This window comes from Pseudomonas sp. SZ57, from assembly GCF_009495975.1.
GTDB classification, from domain to species: domain Bacteria; phylum Pseudomonadota; class Gammaproteobacteria; order Pseudomonadales; family Pseudomonadaceae; genus Aquipseudomonas; species Aquipseudomonas syringae.
Map to the genome: position 1 here is coordinate 155,041 of NZ_WIBD01000004.1, position 15,498 is coordinate 170,538.

Below are 15,498 nucleotides of genomic sequence, written 5' to 3' on the forward strand. Positions count from 1 at the left end.
CTAATGCTCGAAGGCGTTAAACAGTGAAGGCATCTTGCAGCAGTTTTTCCTGCTGCTCGGCGTGCATCGATGCGTAACCACACGCTGGAGCGGCAGAAGCATCACGACCGGCGTACTCGAGAACGAGTTCACGTTTGTGGTTGCCCATGCTGCGACGCAGGTGGTGTTGACTGCTGTACCAGGCACCCTGGTTCATCGGCTCTTCCTGACACCAGACCACATGCTGCAGGTTGATGTAAGGCGCGATGGTTTCCATCAAATCATCTTCAGGGAACGGATACAGCTGCTCGAGGCGAACGATGGCGATGTCTTCACGCCCTTCGGCACGGCGTTTTTCCAGCAGGTCGTAGTAGACCTTGCCGCTGCACAGCACCAGACGCGTGACCTTGGCCGGATCGAGGGTATCGATTTCCGGAATGACGGTCTGGAACGAGCCTTCGGCCAGATCTTCCAGGGTCGAAACCGCCAGCTTGTGACGCAGCAGCGACTTCGGTGTCAGCACGATCAGCGGCTTGCGCAGCGGACGGATGACCTGACGACGCAACAAGTGATAGATCTGCGCCGGAGTCGTCGGTACGCACACCTGAATGTTGTGCTCGGCGCACAATTGCAGGTAACGCTCCAGACGGGCCGACGAGTGCTCTGGCCCCTGCCCTTCATAGCCATGTGGCAACAGCATGGTCAGACCGCACAGACGGCCCCACTTGTGCTCGCCGCTGGTGATGAACTGGTCGACAACCACTTGGGCACCGTTGGCGAAGTCGCCGAACTGGGCTTCCCAGATAACCAGCGCATCAGGCTGGGTGGTCGAATAGCCGTATTCGAATGCCAGTACAGCCTCTTCCGAAAGGAACGAGTCGTACAGGTCGAAACGTGGCTGACCGGAGTACAGATTCTGCAACGGGATATAGGTCCCGGCGTCTTTCTGGTTGTGCAGCACGGCGTGACGGTGCGAGAACGTACCGCGACCGATGTCCTGCCCCGTCATGCGGATCGGGTGACCTTCGAAGGCCAGTGTGGCGTACGCCATGGTTTCGGCGTAACCCCAGTTGATCGGCAAGCCACCGGCCTGCATCTTCTGGCGGTCTTCGTAGATCTTCTGAACCTGACGCTGCACGACGAAGCCTTCCGGCAGCTCCATGAGCTTGGCGGACAGTTCCTGCAGGGTCTTGAGATCGAAGCGGGTGTCGTGACGCGCAGTCCAGGCATGGCCCAGGTATGGACGCCAGTCGACGAACAATTCCTTGTTCGGCTCCTTGACCAGGCTTTTCACCACGTGCAGACCGTTGTCCAGCGCGCTGCGGTAGTCGTCGACCTTGGCCTGAACGCGGGCATCGTCGAGAACGCCGGCCTTGATCAGATGCTCGGCATACAGCTCGCGGGTGGTGCGCTGCTTGGTGATCTGCTGGTACATCAGAGGCTGGGTGCCGCTAGGCTCGTCAGCTTCGTTGTGACCACGGCGACGGTAGCAGACCAGGTCGATCACGATGTCACGCTTGAACTGCATGCGGTAATCGATGGCCAACTGTGTCACGAACATCACGGCTTCAGGATCGTCCCCATTAACATGGAGGATCGGTGCCTGGATCATCTTGGCAACGTCGGTGGCGTACTCGGTAGAACGCGAGTCCAGCGGGTTACTGATGGTGAAGCCCACCTGGTTGTTGATGACGATGTGGATCGTGCCGCCCGTCTTGAAGCCGCGAGTCTGCGACATCTGGAAGGTTTCCATGACCACGCCCTGGCCGGCAAAGGCCGCGTCGCCGTGGAGGGAAATCGGCAGAACCTTGTCGCCGTTCGGATCGTTGCGACGATCCTGACGCGCACGCACCGAACCCTCGACCACCGGAGACACGATCTCCAGGTGAGACGGGTTGAAGGCCATGGCGAGGTGAACCTCACCGCCTGCGGTCATGACGTTGGAAGAGAAGCCCTGGTGGTATTTGACGTCACCGGAACCCAGTTCCACTTTCTTCTTGCCTTCGAACTCGTCGAACAGGTCGCGAGGATTCTTGCCGAAGGTGTTCACCAGCACGTTGAGGCGGCCACGGTGGGCCATGCCGATCACGACTTCCTTGGTGCCATAGGACCCGGAACGCTGAATCAGCTCGTCGAGCATCGGAATCAGGCTTTCGCCGCCTTCCAGACCGAAACGCTTGGTGCCCGGGTATTTGGTGCCCAGGTATTTTTCGAGGCCTTCAGCTGCGGTAACACGCTCGAGCAGGTGGCTCTGAATGTCAGCCGAGAACACCGGACGGCCACGAACACTCTCGAGACGCTGCATGAACCAGTTGCGCTGCTCGGAATCCACGATGTGAGTGAACTCGGAGCCAATGGTGCGACAATATGTCTGCTGCAACGCTTCATGAATTTCGCGTAGGCTCGCTTCCTCTTTGCCGATGAACAGGTCGCCGGCACGGAAGGTCGTATCGAGATCGGCATTGGTCAAGCCGTAATGATTGATCGACAGATCCGCAGGCGCAGGGCGCTGCCACAGGCCCAGCGGATCGAGTTGGGCAGCCTGGTGGCCACGCATCCGATATGCCTGGATCAGTCGCAGCACTTCAACCTGCTTCTTCTCGTGTTCGCTGCTCACACTGCCGGCGGACACCGGTTGAGCGCGGCGCTGGTTTTTGGCCAGCAACACGAAATGATCGCGAATGGTCGAGTGCGATACATCAGTGGCAGAGCTGCCGTCTGCTGGCAACTTCTGAAAGTAGGTGCGCCATTCTTCTGGCACAGCGTTAGGGTCGTGCAGGTAAAGCTCATAGAGCTCTTCCACATAGGCAGCGTTACCACCGGATAGGTGGGCACTGTTCCACATGCGCTGCATCACGCTTTCTTGCATGCTTGGTCACCCTCGGTAAGGGGACACCACCGGCGAAGACACCAGAGCAATCCTGAAATAGTCGTGTGCAGCGACTGTATCAAGTCACCAGGGATCACGCAGATAGTCCGGGTACCAGCCCGGATGCCCCTGCTGGTCTCATTTCTTCAAAATAAGAGCCGCAGCTTTGCGAGCTACTGCTCAGGTTAAAACTACGGCGCCGGTTGAAGCCTGCGCCGTAGCCACTTCAGTACAACGGTGTAACAGATAAAGCGATAAATCAGACGCCGTTCTGCAACAACATGTTGCGTACGTGACCGATAGCCTTGGTTGGGTTAAGGCCCTTCGGACAGACGTTGACGCAGTTCATGATGCCGCGGCAGCGGAATACGCTGAACGGATCGTCAAGCGAAGCCAGACGCTCACTGGTGCGAGTATCACGGCTGTCAGCCAGGAAACGGTAGGCTTGCAGCAGTGCAGCAGGACCCAGGAACTTGTCGGGGTTCCACCAGAAGGACGGGCAGGAAGTCGAGCAGCAAGCGCACAGGATGCACTCGTACAGACCATCGAGCTTTTCGCGCTCTTCCGGCGTTTGCAGACGTTCGATTGCCGGGGCCGGCGTGTCGTTCTGCAGGAACGGCTTCACCTTCTCGTACTGCTTGTAGAAGATGCTCATATCGACGACCAGGTCACGGATAACCGGCAAACCAGGCAGCGGACGTACGATCAGCTTGTTCTTGGCAACGACAGCCGACAGCGGCGTGATGCAGGCCAGGCCGTTCTTGCCGTTGATGTTCATGCCGTCGGAACCGCACACGCCTTCACGGCACGAGCGACGATAAGAGAACCCTTGATCCTGTTCTTTGACCAGGGCGAGCACGTCCAGCACCATCAGGTCCTTGCCACCGGTATCGACCTGAAACTCCTGCATGAACGGCGCGGCGTCCTGCTCAGGGTTGTAACGATAAACACTGACTTGCAACATATCGGCCACCCCTTAATAAGTCCGAATCTTGGGTTCAAAAGTCGGAACAGTCTTCGGCGAGAAGTTCACGGCACGCTTGGTCACGCGCTTGTCACCCGGGAAATACAGGGTGTGGCACAACCAGTTCTCGTCGTCGCGATCTTCGAAGTCTTCGCGAGCGTGAGCGCCGCGGGACTCTTTACGATGCTCTGCGGCAATCGCCGTGGCTTCGGCAACTTCCAGCAGGTTTTGCAGTTCAAGCGCTTCGATACGGGCGGTGTTGAACGCCTGGCTCTTGTCGTTGATCTTGACGTTGGCGATACGCACGCGCAGATCAGCCAGCTGGGCAATACCCTTCTGCATGTATTCGCCAGTACGGAACACACCGAAGTAGTTCTGCATGCAGCTCTGCAGTTCTTTACGCAGCGACGCAACGTCTTCACCGGTGGTGCGCTCGTTCAGGCCGGCAAGGCGTGCGAGGGCAGCATCGATGTCGGACTCGGAAGCGCGTGCATAATCGACGCCCTCACGCAGAGCCTGCTCCAGGTGGATACCCGCAGCGCGGCCGAACACCACCAGATCGAGCAGCGAGTTGCCGCCCAGACGGTTGGCGCCGTGAACCGATACACAAGCCACTTCACCTACCGCGAACAGACCTGGAATGATCTGGTCGACGCCAGCCGCATCCTGAGTGATCGCCTGACCATGAATGTTGGTGGCAACGCCGCCCATCATGTAGTGGCAGGTCGGTACGACAGGAATCGGCGCGGTTGCAGGATCGACGTGAGCGAAGGTCTTGGACAGCTCCATGATGCCTGGCAGACGGCTGTGCAGCACTTCTTCGCCAAGGTGATCGAGCTTGAGCATCACGTGATCGCCATCGGGACCACAGCCGTTACCGGCAATGATTTCCTTGACCATGGAACGTGCCACAACGTCACGACCGGCAAGGTCCTTGGCGTTCGGAGCATAACGCTCCATGAAACGCTCACCGTGCTTGTTGATCAGGTAACCGCCTTCACCGCGACAACCTTCGGTGACCAGTACACCTGCGCCGGCAATACCGGTCGGGTGGAACTGCCACATTTCGATGTCCTGAACCGGCACACCGGCACGCAGCGCCATGCCGATACCGTCACCGGTATTGATCAGGGCGTTGGTGGTCGACGAGTAGATACGGCCTGCACCGCCAGTCGCCAGCACGGTTGCATTGGCGCGGATGTACGAGGTTTCGCCCGTCTCGATGCAGATCGCGATGATGCCGACAAAGGCGCCATCGTTGTTCTTCACCAGATCAACTGCATAGTATTCGTTGAGGAATACAGTGCCGGCCTTCAGGTTGGCCTGATACAGGGTGTGCAGCAGCGCGTGACCGGTACGGTCGGCGGCAGCGCAGGTACGGGCAGCCTGCCCGCCCTTGCCGAAGTCCTTGGACTGGCCACCGAACGGACGCTGGTAGATACGGCCCTGCTCGGTACGGGAGAACGGCAGGCCCATGTGCTCGAGCTCGAAGACCGCTTCCGGACCTACGGAACACATGTATTCGATAGCGTCCTGGTCACCGATGTAGTCGGAACCCTTGACGGTATCGTACATGTGCCAGCGCCAGTCATCGTTCGGATCGGCGGAAGCGATTGCACAGGTGATGCCACCCTGGGCGGATACGGTGTGCGAGCGAGTCGGGAAGACCTTGGTGACCACGGCAGTCTTGTGACCGCCCTGGGCGAGCTGCAGCGCAGCGCGCATGCCGGCACCGCCACCACCAATGATGATGGCGTCGAAAGAAAGCGCATTAATGTTAGCCATGGATCAGATACCCCAAAGAATCTGCACGCCCCAGACGAAGTAGGCGAACATCAGAACGCCGCATACCGCCTGGAACAGGAAACGTACTGCAGTGGCGGACTTGCCCAGCGCCATCGGCGTCAGGTAGTCGGTCGCGATGGTCCACATGCCGACCCAGGCGTGGGCGCCAAGGGCAACGAGGGCCAGGAGACTGAAGATACGCATTCCGTTGTGAGCGAACAGACCATGCCATTGGGCGTAGCTCAGACCCGGGTGAAAGACCATGTAACCGATCAGGAAAATGAAATAAGCCGCGAGCACGACTGCGGAAACACGCTGAGCCATCCAGTCATAGAGGCCCGAACGCGACAGGTTGGTGACGTTGGTTACCATATCCATACTCCCGCCAGAAGAATCAGAATCACGGAGACCGCGATAACGATTTTGGAGCCCAGCTTGCCGCCTTCAAGCGTCTCGCCTACCCCCGAGTCCATGATGAGGTGACGAATACCGGCCACCAGGTGGTACAGCAGGGCAGACAGAAGTCCCCAGATGATCAGCTTGGCCAGCGGACTGGTCATATACGCCTTGACTTCACCAAATCCCTCTTCGGAGGCCAGCGACTTGTCCATTGCATACAGCATGATTGCAATACCGACAAAGAGGATGACACCGGAGATGCGGTGAAGGATGGACGTGTAAGCGGTGACTGGGAGCTTGATGGTCCTTAGGTCTAGATTTACAGGTCGTTGGCTATTCACGGCTTTTTTTCACACTGAAGAGCCCCTAACAATCAGGGCAAGTTGTTGGGAAGTGCACTGGTCAGGTACCCACCACCCAGGAAGTGACGACCCCCTTGAAACAGGCCAAAAGCCTCTGGCGGTCGGACGCCGAGTATAGACAGTTAGGTCACTAATGACAACGCGCAGACGTACCGCCAATAGCGGATTGCGTTGCCGCGACAAAAGGCGTAAACGGCAGTAAACCGTCTGCAAAATCCACGGCCGAGCCCTTGCGGAACACGACTTTAGGCAAATTGACTTTAGAATTTATCTCACTATAGTGATGCGGGCCCTGCGTGGGGGGCCTGTCTGATGATTTGAAGCATAAATAGGAGGCCACATGGCTGACAAAAAAGCGCAGTTGATCATCGAGGGCGCTGCCCCCGTCGAGCTGCCAATTCTGACCGGTACAGTGGGTCCGGACGTGATCGACGTACGCGGCCTGACCGCCACCGGCCGCTTCACATTTGACCCTGGTTTCATGTCCACGGCCTCTTGCGATTCGAAGATCACCTACATCGATGGTGATAATGGCATTCTGCTACACCGCGGCTACCCGATCGAACAACTGGCCGAGCAGTCCGACTACCTCGAAACCTGCTACCTGCTGCTCAACGGTGAACTGCCCACCGCCGAGCAGAAAGCCCAGTTCGTGGCCGTGGTCAAGAACCACACGATGGTTCACGAACAGCTCAAGACCTTTTTCAACGGTTTCCGCCGCGACGCCCACCCGATGGCCGTCATGTGTGGCGTAGTCGGCGCCCTGTCAGCGTTCTACCACGACTCGCTGGACATCAATAACCCGCAGCACCGCGAGATTTCCGCGGTACGCCTGGTCGCCAAGATGCCGACCCTGGCAGCGATGGTCTACAAGTACTCCATGGGTCAACCCATGATGTACCCGCGTAACGACCTCAGCTACGCGGAAAACTTCCTGCACATGATGTTCAACACCCCGTGCGAGATCAAACCGATCAGCCCGGTGCTGGCCAAGGCGATGGACAAGATCTTCATCCTTCACGCCGATCACGAGCAGAACGCTTCGACCTCCACCGTGCGTATGGCAGGCTCTTCAGGGGCCAACCCGTTCGCCTGTATCGCAGCCGGTATCGCAGCGCTCTGGGGCCCTGCCCACGGCGGCGCCAACGAAGCGGTACTGACCATGCTCGATGAAATCGGCGATGTGTCGAACATCGACACGTTCATTGCCAAGGCCAAGGACAAGAACGATCCGTTCAAGCTCATGGGCTTCGGTCACCGCGTGTACAAGAACCGTGACCCGCGCGCCACCGTAATGAAGCAGACCTGCGACGAAGTGCTGAAAGAGCTGGGCATCACCAACGATCCTCAACTCGAACTGGCCATGCGCCTCGAAGAGATCGCCCTGACCGATCCGTACTTCATCGAGCGCTCGCTGTACCCGAACGTCGACTTCTATTCGGGCATCATCCTCAAGGCCATCGGCATTCCGACCAGCATGTTCACCGTGATCTTCGCCCTGGCGCGGACTGTCGGCTGGATCTCGCACTGGAAGGAAATGCTCTCCAGCCCTTACAAGATCGGTCGCCCTCGTCAGCTGTACACCGGCAACGTGCAACGCGACATCGTCGCCCTGCAAGACCGAAAGTAAGCGCCACGCGCAAAAAAAGGGCTGCCATTGGCAGCCCTTCTTTGTGCGCGCTATCCAGTGCGGATCATTTGCTTTGCGCGGCACGCTCCCTGAGCGCTTTCAAGGTGTTGTACGGTGCATCGACAACGAACTTGTTGGCCAGCATCGACGGCACACTGCCACCCGGCTCGGTGTGAACCTGATAGGTCACTTCAGTCTGGTTCGGCCCCTTCGGCACCATTTTCCAGAAGCCTTTGACCTCGGTCACCCGCACATAGCCCTTCTCCTCGGGGATATACGAAGGCTGCTCTTCGAGGTTACGGGTAACACTCCCGTCAGCACCTTCCTGAGTGGTGATCAACAACACGGAATCGCGAGGCGTCACCGGCCAGGGCGTATTGAACTGGCTGTAGGTCCAGGTCTTGTTGCCTTCGTGCTTGAGCACTTTCTGCAACTTGCACTCATGAATCCAGGCGCAGGCCCCCGTGACATCCTCCTGAAGCGCACGCAACTTGCTCACGCTGGCATTGATCAGCGCAATGCCCTGATACGCCTTGTAATCCGAACCAGGCACGTCGCTCAACGAAACCTTGATGCCATCCTGATTCTTGACCTCTTTCCACTCTTCAGCCTGCGCCGTTCCGGCAAGCATTACAGTGAAACCACAAGCAACAGCCATGCGATACAGCGGACCCATTGTTTTATTCCTTGTTTTGAAGTTCCGAAGAAGCATTTGTGCTCGAAAACACTTTTTCAGGCCACAGCAGTGGCTTTTTCCCACCAACCGATCAAGCGAATGGCATCCGCCTGGTCGGCACCGCAGACATCCTCTGCCGCCTTGAACTGACTGCACACCGCGGGCCGCTCAGCCCTGCCGAACAAGGCGCACAAAAACTCGACCGACAGATGCAGACAGCGCTCGCCAGCAGGCTTTCCGTCAGGCATACCGGGTATGGGAGACGTGATGGAAGGCGCTATGCAGCACGCGCCACAACCGGAACGGCAGTCCATGACCACACACCCTTGTTTGAAAATTGAAAAAGAGAAAGGATATTAACCGTCAAAACGTCTGTTTGAAAACGCCGTATCGGACGACAGGCAGGACTTACTGCTTGAATTTGAAGTCCAGCGCAGCGCCTTCTACATCGCGACGGTTGTCATTACGCATCTGCAATTGCATTTCGTTGGTCAGCAATCGCCCCTCGAGCTCAAACGGGCCGGGGTTCGCAGAATCGCCCTTGTCGCTGAACATCTGCGGCAATATCGGCTTGCGCTTGTTGGTAATCACCTTGGCAGGCGGGTCGAGCTCCTTGACTAGCTCGGGAGGCAGGCTCAGGTCCAGCTTGGGTGCTTTGATTCGCACATCCTTGACGCTGGCGGTCTTGGCATCCTTGGCGTTCTTGCGCTTGCTCGCAGGTGCCTTGGCTGCCGCAACCCTGGAGGAGGCTTTTTCGGAAGTCGCCGATTTGACGCTCTGAGGTGCTGCAGGTTCTGATTTTTCCTTTCCGACCACCACAGGTACGACTGGCACGCCCGGCATCAGCTGATGCATGGTGTCCGGCGCCTTGATTTGCTTGGCATCGGTGGCGACTGCCTGCGCAGGTGCCTCAGTCTTCAGATGCACCTCGGGCGATACCGGCGCGGTGATGACCGCCTCGGTCTTGGGTTTGGGCACAGAGGTATCCGGAGCGTCACAACCACTCAGAAGTACGACGACAAGCAATCCGAGACAGCGAAAAACATTCATAGGCAAAAAGTCAGGCAAGACAGTGGCAAAAAGCCGGAAAGAAACACATGCTGTCCTTTTGAGGCCAACCTGACAAGACAAGAGTTCCGAAGAATTGACAAATATCTTTGCCAATCAATAAGCCTGAACAGCCTCCTGACATAACTGCTTGGCCAGAATCCCCAATGTCATCAATGCGCGCTCGGCTTCCTTGTTCCATTTCATGCCGCAATTCAAACGAATACAGTGGTTGAACTGCTCGGTATTGCTGAAAATCAGCCCGGGCGCGATGCTGATGCCCTGCTCGAGCGCACGCACGTGCAATTCCTGGGTATTGACCCTGCCCGGCAGACTGACCCACAGGATAAAGCCCCCTGCGGGACGACTCATTTGAGTGCCTTCGGGGAAGAACTGCTGCACCGCCAGCTGGTAGGCACTGAGGTTCTTGCGGTATTCAAGACGAATGAAACGCAGGTGCCGATCGTAGCCGCCGTTTTCGAGGTAAGCCGCGACGGCCATTTGCGTCACGCTGCACGCCGAGTGAGTACTGAAGGTCTGCAGGCGCTGAATTTCCGCCTGGTATTTGCCGGCTATCATCCAGCCGATGCGCACACCCGGTGACAAAGTCTTTGAGAAGCTCGAGCAGTAAATCACCCTCCCCAGCCGGTCGAAGGCCTTGAGCGCCTTGGTCCGCCCTACTTCGAACATCAACTCGCCGTAGACGTCATCCTCAACCACCTGAATATCGAAATCCGAGGTCAGCCGCAGCAGGTTTTTCTGTCGCTCCTCCGGCATGGTACCGCCCAGTGGATTGCTCAGCCGCGAGGTCAGTACCAGGGCCTTGATGGACCACTGATTGGCCGCCAGCTGCAAGGCTTCAAGACTGATGCCGGTGGCCGGATCACTTGGGATTTCGATGACTTTCAAACCCAGCAGGTCGGCAAGTTGCAGCAACCCGTAATAGGCTGGCGATTCGGCGGCTATCAGATCGCCGGGCCGGGTCAGCACCCGCAGCGCCATCTGCAGCGCATCCACGCAGCCGTGAGTGATCACCACCTCAGACGGGTCGACCACCACGCCGGCGTCGCGCATGCGGATGGCGACCTGCCTGCGCAAGGGTTCGAAGCCAGGGCTGAACATGTAACTGAAGGCCCGCGGGCTGTGAAAACGCGTGACCTTGGCCAGTTGCTGATGCAGCGCGCGCACCGGCAGGTAATCCACATGAGGCACCGCAGCCCCGAGGGCGAACACACCTTCGCGGCGGGACTCTTCGAGCACCTGCTGGATAATGCTGCTGCGCGTGACCAGGCCGGGCCGCTCGACCCGAGCGATATCTGGGGTCGAAGCCGTCAGCGCGGGCGTTTGATGGACGTAGTAGCCGGACTGGGGCCGTGCGCGGATCAGCCCCTGGTCTTCAAGGTTCGCGTAAGCCTGCAATACAGTGGCATGGCTGACGTTGAGCTGCGAACTCATTTTGCGGACGGACGGCACCCGCTCGCCTGGCTGATACACACCACGACGGATGTCTTCGGCCAACTGCTGAGCGATACGCTGGTAGAGCAAGAGATTGGTCATGACACAGCCTCAAAAGACCGGTGATTTATTATTTTTGAAAATACAGATGCGTAATAACCGGCACAGATCGGAAGTGTACGGGAACAGTTTGAAATCAGGCCAGCATTGATGATTGCTGAGTGAAAATAAACGCGGGCAGAAACGCCATAATCAATGTGATTAAAGACAAAAAAGCCCGAGGCCGTTTCCGGCGTCGGGCTTTTCATCGGCTTTTTATCAGCGAGCTGCGCCCAGCTGACCTTTTTCGTCCGAGAAAACGATCTCGACACGCCTGTTTTGCGCACGGCCCCGCTCGGAGGTATTGGCATTCACAGGAAACTCCTGCCCATAGCCTTCGACGTGGATACGCTTTTCATCGATACCCAGGTCCATCAGCACGTCAGCAACGGCCTGTGCCCGGTCTTTCGAGAGTTTCAGGTTCTCCTGACGATCGCCCGTGCTGTCGGTATAACCTTCGATCCGGACCACTCGGCGCGGGTTGATCTGCAGAAACTGCACAACCTTGAGAATGGTACGGCTGGCGGAGTTTTTCAGCTCGGCATGCCCGGCGTCGAACAGCACATCACCCAGGGTCATGACCAGGCCGCGGTCGGTTTCGGTGGTGGCCAGGCTGAGGATCTGATCCTCCAGCCAACGGCCCTGCTGCTGGGCGCTGGCCAGCTTGGCTTCACGCAGTGCCAGCTGCATACGCTGACGCTCCATGTCCATTTTTGCCAGACGCTCCTGACTCAGCATCAGGTTGCTGTGCTCACGCGCGATTTCGCTGTAACGGCTGCTGAGGTAGGCGTAGTGAGCGACATCGGCACCGCTCCCCAGGTAGCTGGACAGACGCTCGGCGCGGGCCAGCGACTCACCCGCGCGAATGACATCTTTGGGCGCACTGCGCAGCACATCGGTATCTTCCTTGACCTTCTGGAAGTCGGCACTGGCCTGCTGCAAGGCCTGGCCGCTGTCCTTGTGACCGGCACAACCGTAAAGGCCAGCCGACCCTAGCAACAGACACACACTCAGGACACGGGGAATACGGTTCATTGCGCCTCCCCCAGCTGCTTGCGCAAGCGATTGAGGCGGGTATTCAACTGATTGACCTGCTCCTGGCTCTTGAGGGTCAGCACTCGCGCTTCGGCCAGGCGCGCATCAAGTTCGGCCTGCTCGGCTTTCATGCGCGCGTCCTTGTAGGCGTGGATTGCCATGGAGGCGCGGGCTTCGGCGAATCCGGCCTGGGCGACTTCCATCTCGGGTTGATCGTCACTGGCGCCGACCGCCTTGGCCTGCTCCAGCGCCTGCTCGGTCAGTTTGAACTGCTCGGTTGGTACCGGATCACTGGCGCAACCGGCCAGCGTGGCGATTGCCATGACGGCAATTGAAAAACGAATACTCACAAAAACATCCCTACTTGTTGGGTGCGCTGGCGCTGGCAGGTTGCAGCAGTTGGGCTTTCCACAACTCCAGGTTGTGCCTGATGACATCGCCCGCAAGGCCAGAGGCGGCCGATTCTGTCATCTTTTTCGCCAGCTGTCCGCGCAACCATGGTTCATTGCAAGCCGAGTTGAACGACAAGGCCAGATAAAAACCCGGCGTATCGACCGGTAGAGGCTGCGCTATCAGGTCTTTGGAAAGCCCCAGGGTCTGCACCATGACCAGACCGGCATAACGCCCGGCAAGCACGTAATCCACCTCACCCAAGGCCAGCTTCTGGAACGCGGGCGTAAGTGCAGGCACCCTCTCCAGGGTCAGACTCTGTCTGGCCAGCGCATCAAAGGATGGCGTCAGGCGGGTCTTTTCCGACATGGCGCCGGGATGACCCTGCAGCTCGCTGACGGCATTGAACGGCACACTGTGATCGTGACGCGTCCAGACCATGATTTCGTTCTGCACGATCGGCGGATGAATGTAATCCAGCGCTTCGAGTTGTGCCGCGTTCAACGGCGCGTCAGCCAGCAGGTCCATGCGCCCGGTGCGCACCTCTTCGAGTGCCTGACTGCGCTTGCCGCCATACAGAAACTCAACCTTGATACCCAGCTCGCCCGCTGCCTGAGTCAGCAGATCGGCATTGGCGCCCATCAGGTGACGCGGGTCCTGGGGATCACGCCACAGATAAGGCGGCGCGTCCGGGCTGCCGGTCACGATCAGACGCTCGCACTTGCCTGCGGCGAAGACCAGCGTCGGCATCGCGATCAGCCCGAAGAGAAGCGAAGACAGCAGCCGGGAATGCACCATGAAAAGTCCTTTCGATACCCAATAAAAAACCCGTTCGATCCGGGCAGGCGCACCGCAAACCGCCGGTGCGCGAACCCCGAATGGAACGGGTTCTCTTTATAGTGGAAGCGCGTGGCTTAAACCAGCTTCTCCAGCTCAGGGATGGCTTCGAACAAGTCAGCCACCAGACCGTAATCGGCGACCTGGAAGATCGGCGCCTCTTCATCCTTGTTGATCGCAACGATCACCTTGGAATCCTTCATACCGGCCAGATGCTGAATGGCACCGGAAATACCGACCGCGATGTACAGCTGGGGAGCAACGATCTTGCCGGTCTGACCGACCTGCATGTCGTTGGGTACGAAACCGGCATCGACCGCAGCACGGGAAGCGCCCACTGCCGCACCGAGCTTGTCGGCCAGCGTGTACAGGTGCCTGAAGTTGTCACCGTTCTGCATGCCGCGACCACCGGAAACGACGATCTTCGCTGCTGTCAGCTCCGGACGATCGGATTTGGCCAGCTCTTCACCGACGAAGCTAGACTTGCCGGCATCGTGAGCAGCCGAAACCGCTTCAACAGCGGCCGAGCCACCCTCTGCAGCCACCGGGTCGAAGCCGGTGGCACGTACGGTGATGACCTTGACCGCAGCCGTCGACTGCACGGTGGCGATGGCGTTACCGGCGTAGATCGGACGCGTGAAGGTGTCGGCGGAAACCACCGAAACGATCTCGGAGATCTGATCGACATCCAACTGAGCGGCGACGCGCGGCAGGATGTTCTTGCCATTGGACGTTGCCGCGGCCAGAACATGGCTATGGCCCGCAGCCAGCTCCACGACCAGCGGTGCGATGTTTTCAGGCAGTTGGTGCGCGTAGGCTTCGTGATCGGCCACCAGGACCTTGGTCACACCGGCAATTTTGGCGGCTGCGTCGGCAACGGCGCTCACGCCGGAACCGGCCACCAGCAAATGAATGTCACCGCCGATCTTCTGGGCAGCAGCAAGGGTGTTGAGCGTAGCCGGGGCTACGGTCGCATTGTCGTGTTCAGCGATAACCAGGATCGTCATTTAGATTACCTTCGCTTCGTTTTTCAGTTTCTCGACCAGTTCAGCCACCGACTTGACCTTGATGCCGGCGCTGCGTGCAGCCGGCGCTTCGACCTTGAGGGTCTTGTTGGTCGAGGCCGTGGAAACGCCCAGTGCATCCGGGGTCAGCACTTCGAGCGGCTTCTTCTTGGCCTTCATGATGTTGGGCAGCGAAGCGTAGCGTGGCTCGTTCAGACGCAGGTCCGTGGTCACGATGGCTGGCAGGCTCAGGGAAACAGTCTGCAGGCCGCCGTCGATTTCACGGGTTACGGCGACCTTGTCACCGGTCACTTCAACCTTGGATGCGAACGTACCCTGCGGGTAGCCGCTCAACGCAGCCAGCATCTGGCCGGTCTGGTTGTTATCACTGTCGATGGCCTGTTTGCCAAGGATCACCAGTTGTGGCTGCTCCTTGTCGACCACGGCCTTGAGCAGCTTGGCCACGGCCAGAGAAGTCAGTTCCTCGGCGGACTCGACCAGCACGGCACGGTCGGCACCCAGTGCCAGGGCGGTACGCAGTTGTTCCTGAGCGGTGGTCGGGCCGATGGTGACGACGACGATTTCGGTGGCTACACCCTTCTCTTTAAGACGAACCGCCTCTTCAACGGCGATTTCGCAGAACGGGTTCATGGACATTTTGACGTTGGCAAGATCGACGCCGGAGTTGTCCGCCTTGACGCGAACCTTGACGTTGTAGTCGACCACTCGTTTGACAGCTACAAGAACCTTCATGGATTCCTCACTCTCCGGTGAAAAGAAGTCGCCCGGCGGCACCAGGCGATCGATATGTGTCCTCAACAAGCAATCGCTATGCGTGCAGGCCATTCGGACGGCTTTAAAAAGCCATATAAAAGCCGGGAGTCACCCGTCAAGCAGCGGCTGGGTGTGTAAAATGCGCCGTGCGACGTTGACCTGTTGCCTGCAGCGCGTCTGCCTGATGCCTTTT

General features: G+C 58.5%; 15 protein-coding genes. 1 reads left to right on the forward strand and 14 read right to left on the reverse strand.

Annotated features, from left to right (window positions below; translation table 11 throughout):
* Window positions 1-16: 16 nt before the first annotated feature.
* The 5 genes from GE543_RS07885 to sdhC all read right to left on the reverse strand — a co-directional run bounded on the left by GE543_RS07885 (window position 17) and on the right by sdhC (window position 6,337).
* Window positions 17-2,848 (reverse strand): 2-oxoglutarate dehydrogenase E1 component, encoded by a 2,832-nt coding sequence (locus GE543_RS07885; RefSeq protein ID WP_153221148.1) that lies wholly within the window; start codon window positions 2,846-2,848, stop codon window positions 17-19.
* 259 nt (window positions 2,849-3,107) lie between these two features.
* Window positions 3,108-3,812, reverse strand: a complete 705-nt coding sequence (locus GE543_RS07890; protein WP_003343563.1) for a succinate dehydrogenase iron-sulfur subunit — start codon at window positions 3,810-3,812, stop codon at window positions 3,108-3,110.
* Window positions 3,813-3,824: 12 nt separating this feature from the next.
* On the reverse strand, window positions 3,825-5,597 hold the full coding sequence (gene sdhA / locus GE543_RS07895; RefSeq protein WP_003419913.1) for a succinate dehydrogenase flavoprotein subunit: 1,773 nt from the start codon (window positions 5,595-5,597) through the stop codon (window positions 3,825-3,827).
* 3 nt (window positions 5,598-5,600) lie between these two features.
* Entirely contained in the window at window positions 5,601-5,969 is a 369-nt protein-coding gene (gene sdhD, locus GE543_RS07900) for a succinate dehydrogenase, hydrophobic membrane anchor protein (RefSeq protein WP_003316551.1), read from the reverse strand.
* On the reverse strand, window positions 5,963-6,337 hold the full coding sequence (gene sdhC, locus GE543_RS07905) for a succinate dehydrogenase, cytochrome b556 subunit (protein ID WP_003423585.1): 375 nt from the start codon (window positions 6,335-6,337) through the stop codon (window positions 5,963-5,965). The genes sdhD and sdhC overlap by 7 nt, the downstream gene beginning before the upstream one ends.
* 361 nt (window positions 6,338-6,698) lie before the next feature.
* Between sdhC and gltA the strand changes: the two genes are divergently transcribed.
* Window positions 6,699-7,988 carry a citrate synthase gene (gene gltA / locus GE543_RS07910; RefSeq protein ID WP_003366698.1) on the forward strand — a complete coding sequence of 430 codons (1,290 nt, stop codon included), beginning with the start codon at window positions 6,699-6,701 and terminating at the stop codon, window positions 7,986-7,988.
* Between the two features lie 64 nt (window positions 7,989-8,052).
* On the opposite strand, the gene GE543_RS07915 is transcribed toward gltA, so the two are convergent.
* The 9 genes from GE543_RS07915 to GE543_RS07955 all read right to left on the reverse strand — a co-directional run bounded on the left by GE543_RS07915 (window position 8,053) and on the right by GE543_RS07955 (window position 15,284).
* A complete protein-coding gene (locus tag GE543_RS07915) occupies window positions 8,053-8,664 on the reverse strand; it encodes an START domain-containing protein (RefSeq protein ID WP_162886983.1) in 612 nt (203 codons plus the stop codon).
* A gap of 56 nt (window positions 8,665-8,720) precedes the next feature.
* Complete coding sequence (locus tag GE543_RS07920; RefSeq protein ID WP_003406159.1) at window positions 8,721-8,978, reverse strand: YkgJ family cysteine cluster protein; 258 nt, start codon at window positions 8,976-8,978, stop codon at window positions 8,721-8,723.
* Between the two features lie 94 nt (window positions 8,979-9,072).
* Window positions 9,073-9,714, reverse strand: coding sequence for a translation initiation factor 2 (locus GE543_RS07925; protein ID WP_074996954.1), 642 nt, complete (start codon window positions 9,712-9,714; stop codon window positions 9,073-9,075).
* A gap of 114 nt (window positions 9,715-9,828) precedes the next feature.
* Window positions 9,829-11,268: a PLP-dependent aminotransferase family protein gene (locus GE543_RS07930; protein ID WP_003366691.1), complete on the reverse strand. Its 1,440-nt coding sequence runs from the start codon at window positions 11,266-11,268 to the stop codon at window positions 9,829-9,831.
* Window positions 11,269-11,484: 216 nt separating this feature from the next.
* Window positions 11,485-12,300 (reverse strand): OmpA family protein, encoded by an 816-nt coding sequence (locus tag GE543_RS07935; RefSeq protein WP_046236867.1) that lies wholly within the window; start codon window positions 12,298-12,300, stop codon window positions 11,485-11,487.
* On the reverse strand, window positions 12,297-12,650 hold the full coding sequence (locus GE543_RS07940; RefSeq protein WP_046236866.1) for a DUF4398 domain-containing protein: 354 nt from the start codon (window positions 12,648-12,650) through the stop codon (window positions 12,297-12,299). Before GE543_RS07940 ends, GE543_RS07935 begins: the two co-directional genes overlap by 4 nt.
* Window positions 12,651-12,660: 10 nt before the next feature.
* Complete coding sequence (locus GE543_RS07945; RefSeq protein ID WP_153221149.1) at window positions 12,661-13,488, reverse strand: ABC transporter substrate-binding protein; 828 nt, start codon at window positions 13,486-13,488, stop codon at window positions 12,661-12,663.
* Between the two features lie 116 nt (window positions 13,489-13,604).
* Complete coding sequence (locus GE543_RS07950) at window positions 13,605-14,534, reverse strand: electron transfer flavoprotein subunit alpha/FixB family protein (RefSeq protein ID WP_003366683.1); 930 nt, start codon at window positions 14,532-14,534, stop codon at window positions 13,605-13,607.
* Window positions 14,535-15,284, reverse strand: coding sequence for an electron transfer flavoprotein subunit beta/FixA family protein (locus GE543_RS07955; protein WP_003394537.1), 750 nt, complete (start codon window positions 15,282-15,284; stop codon window positions 14,535-14,537).
* Window positions 15,285-15,498: the final 214 nt, after the last annotated feature.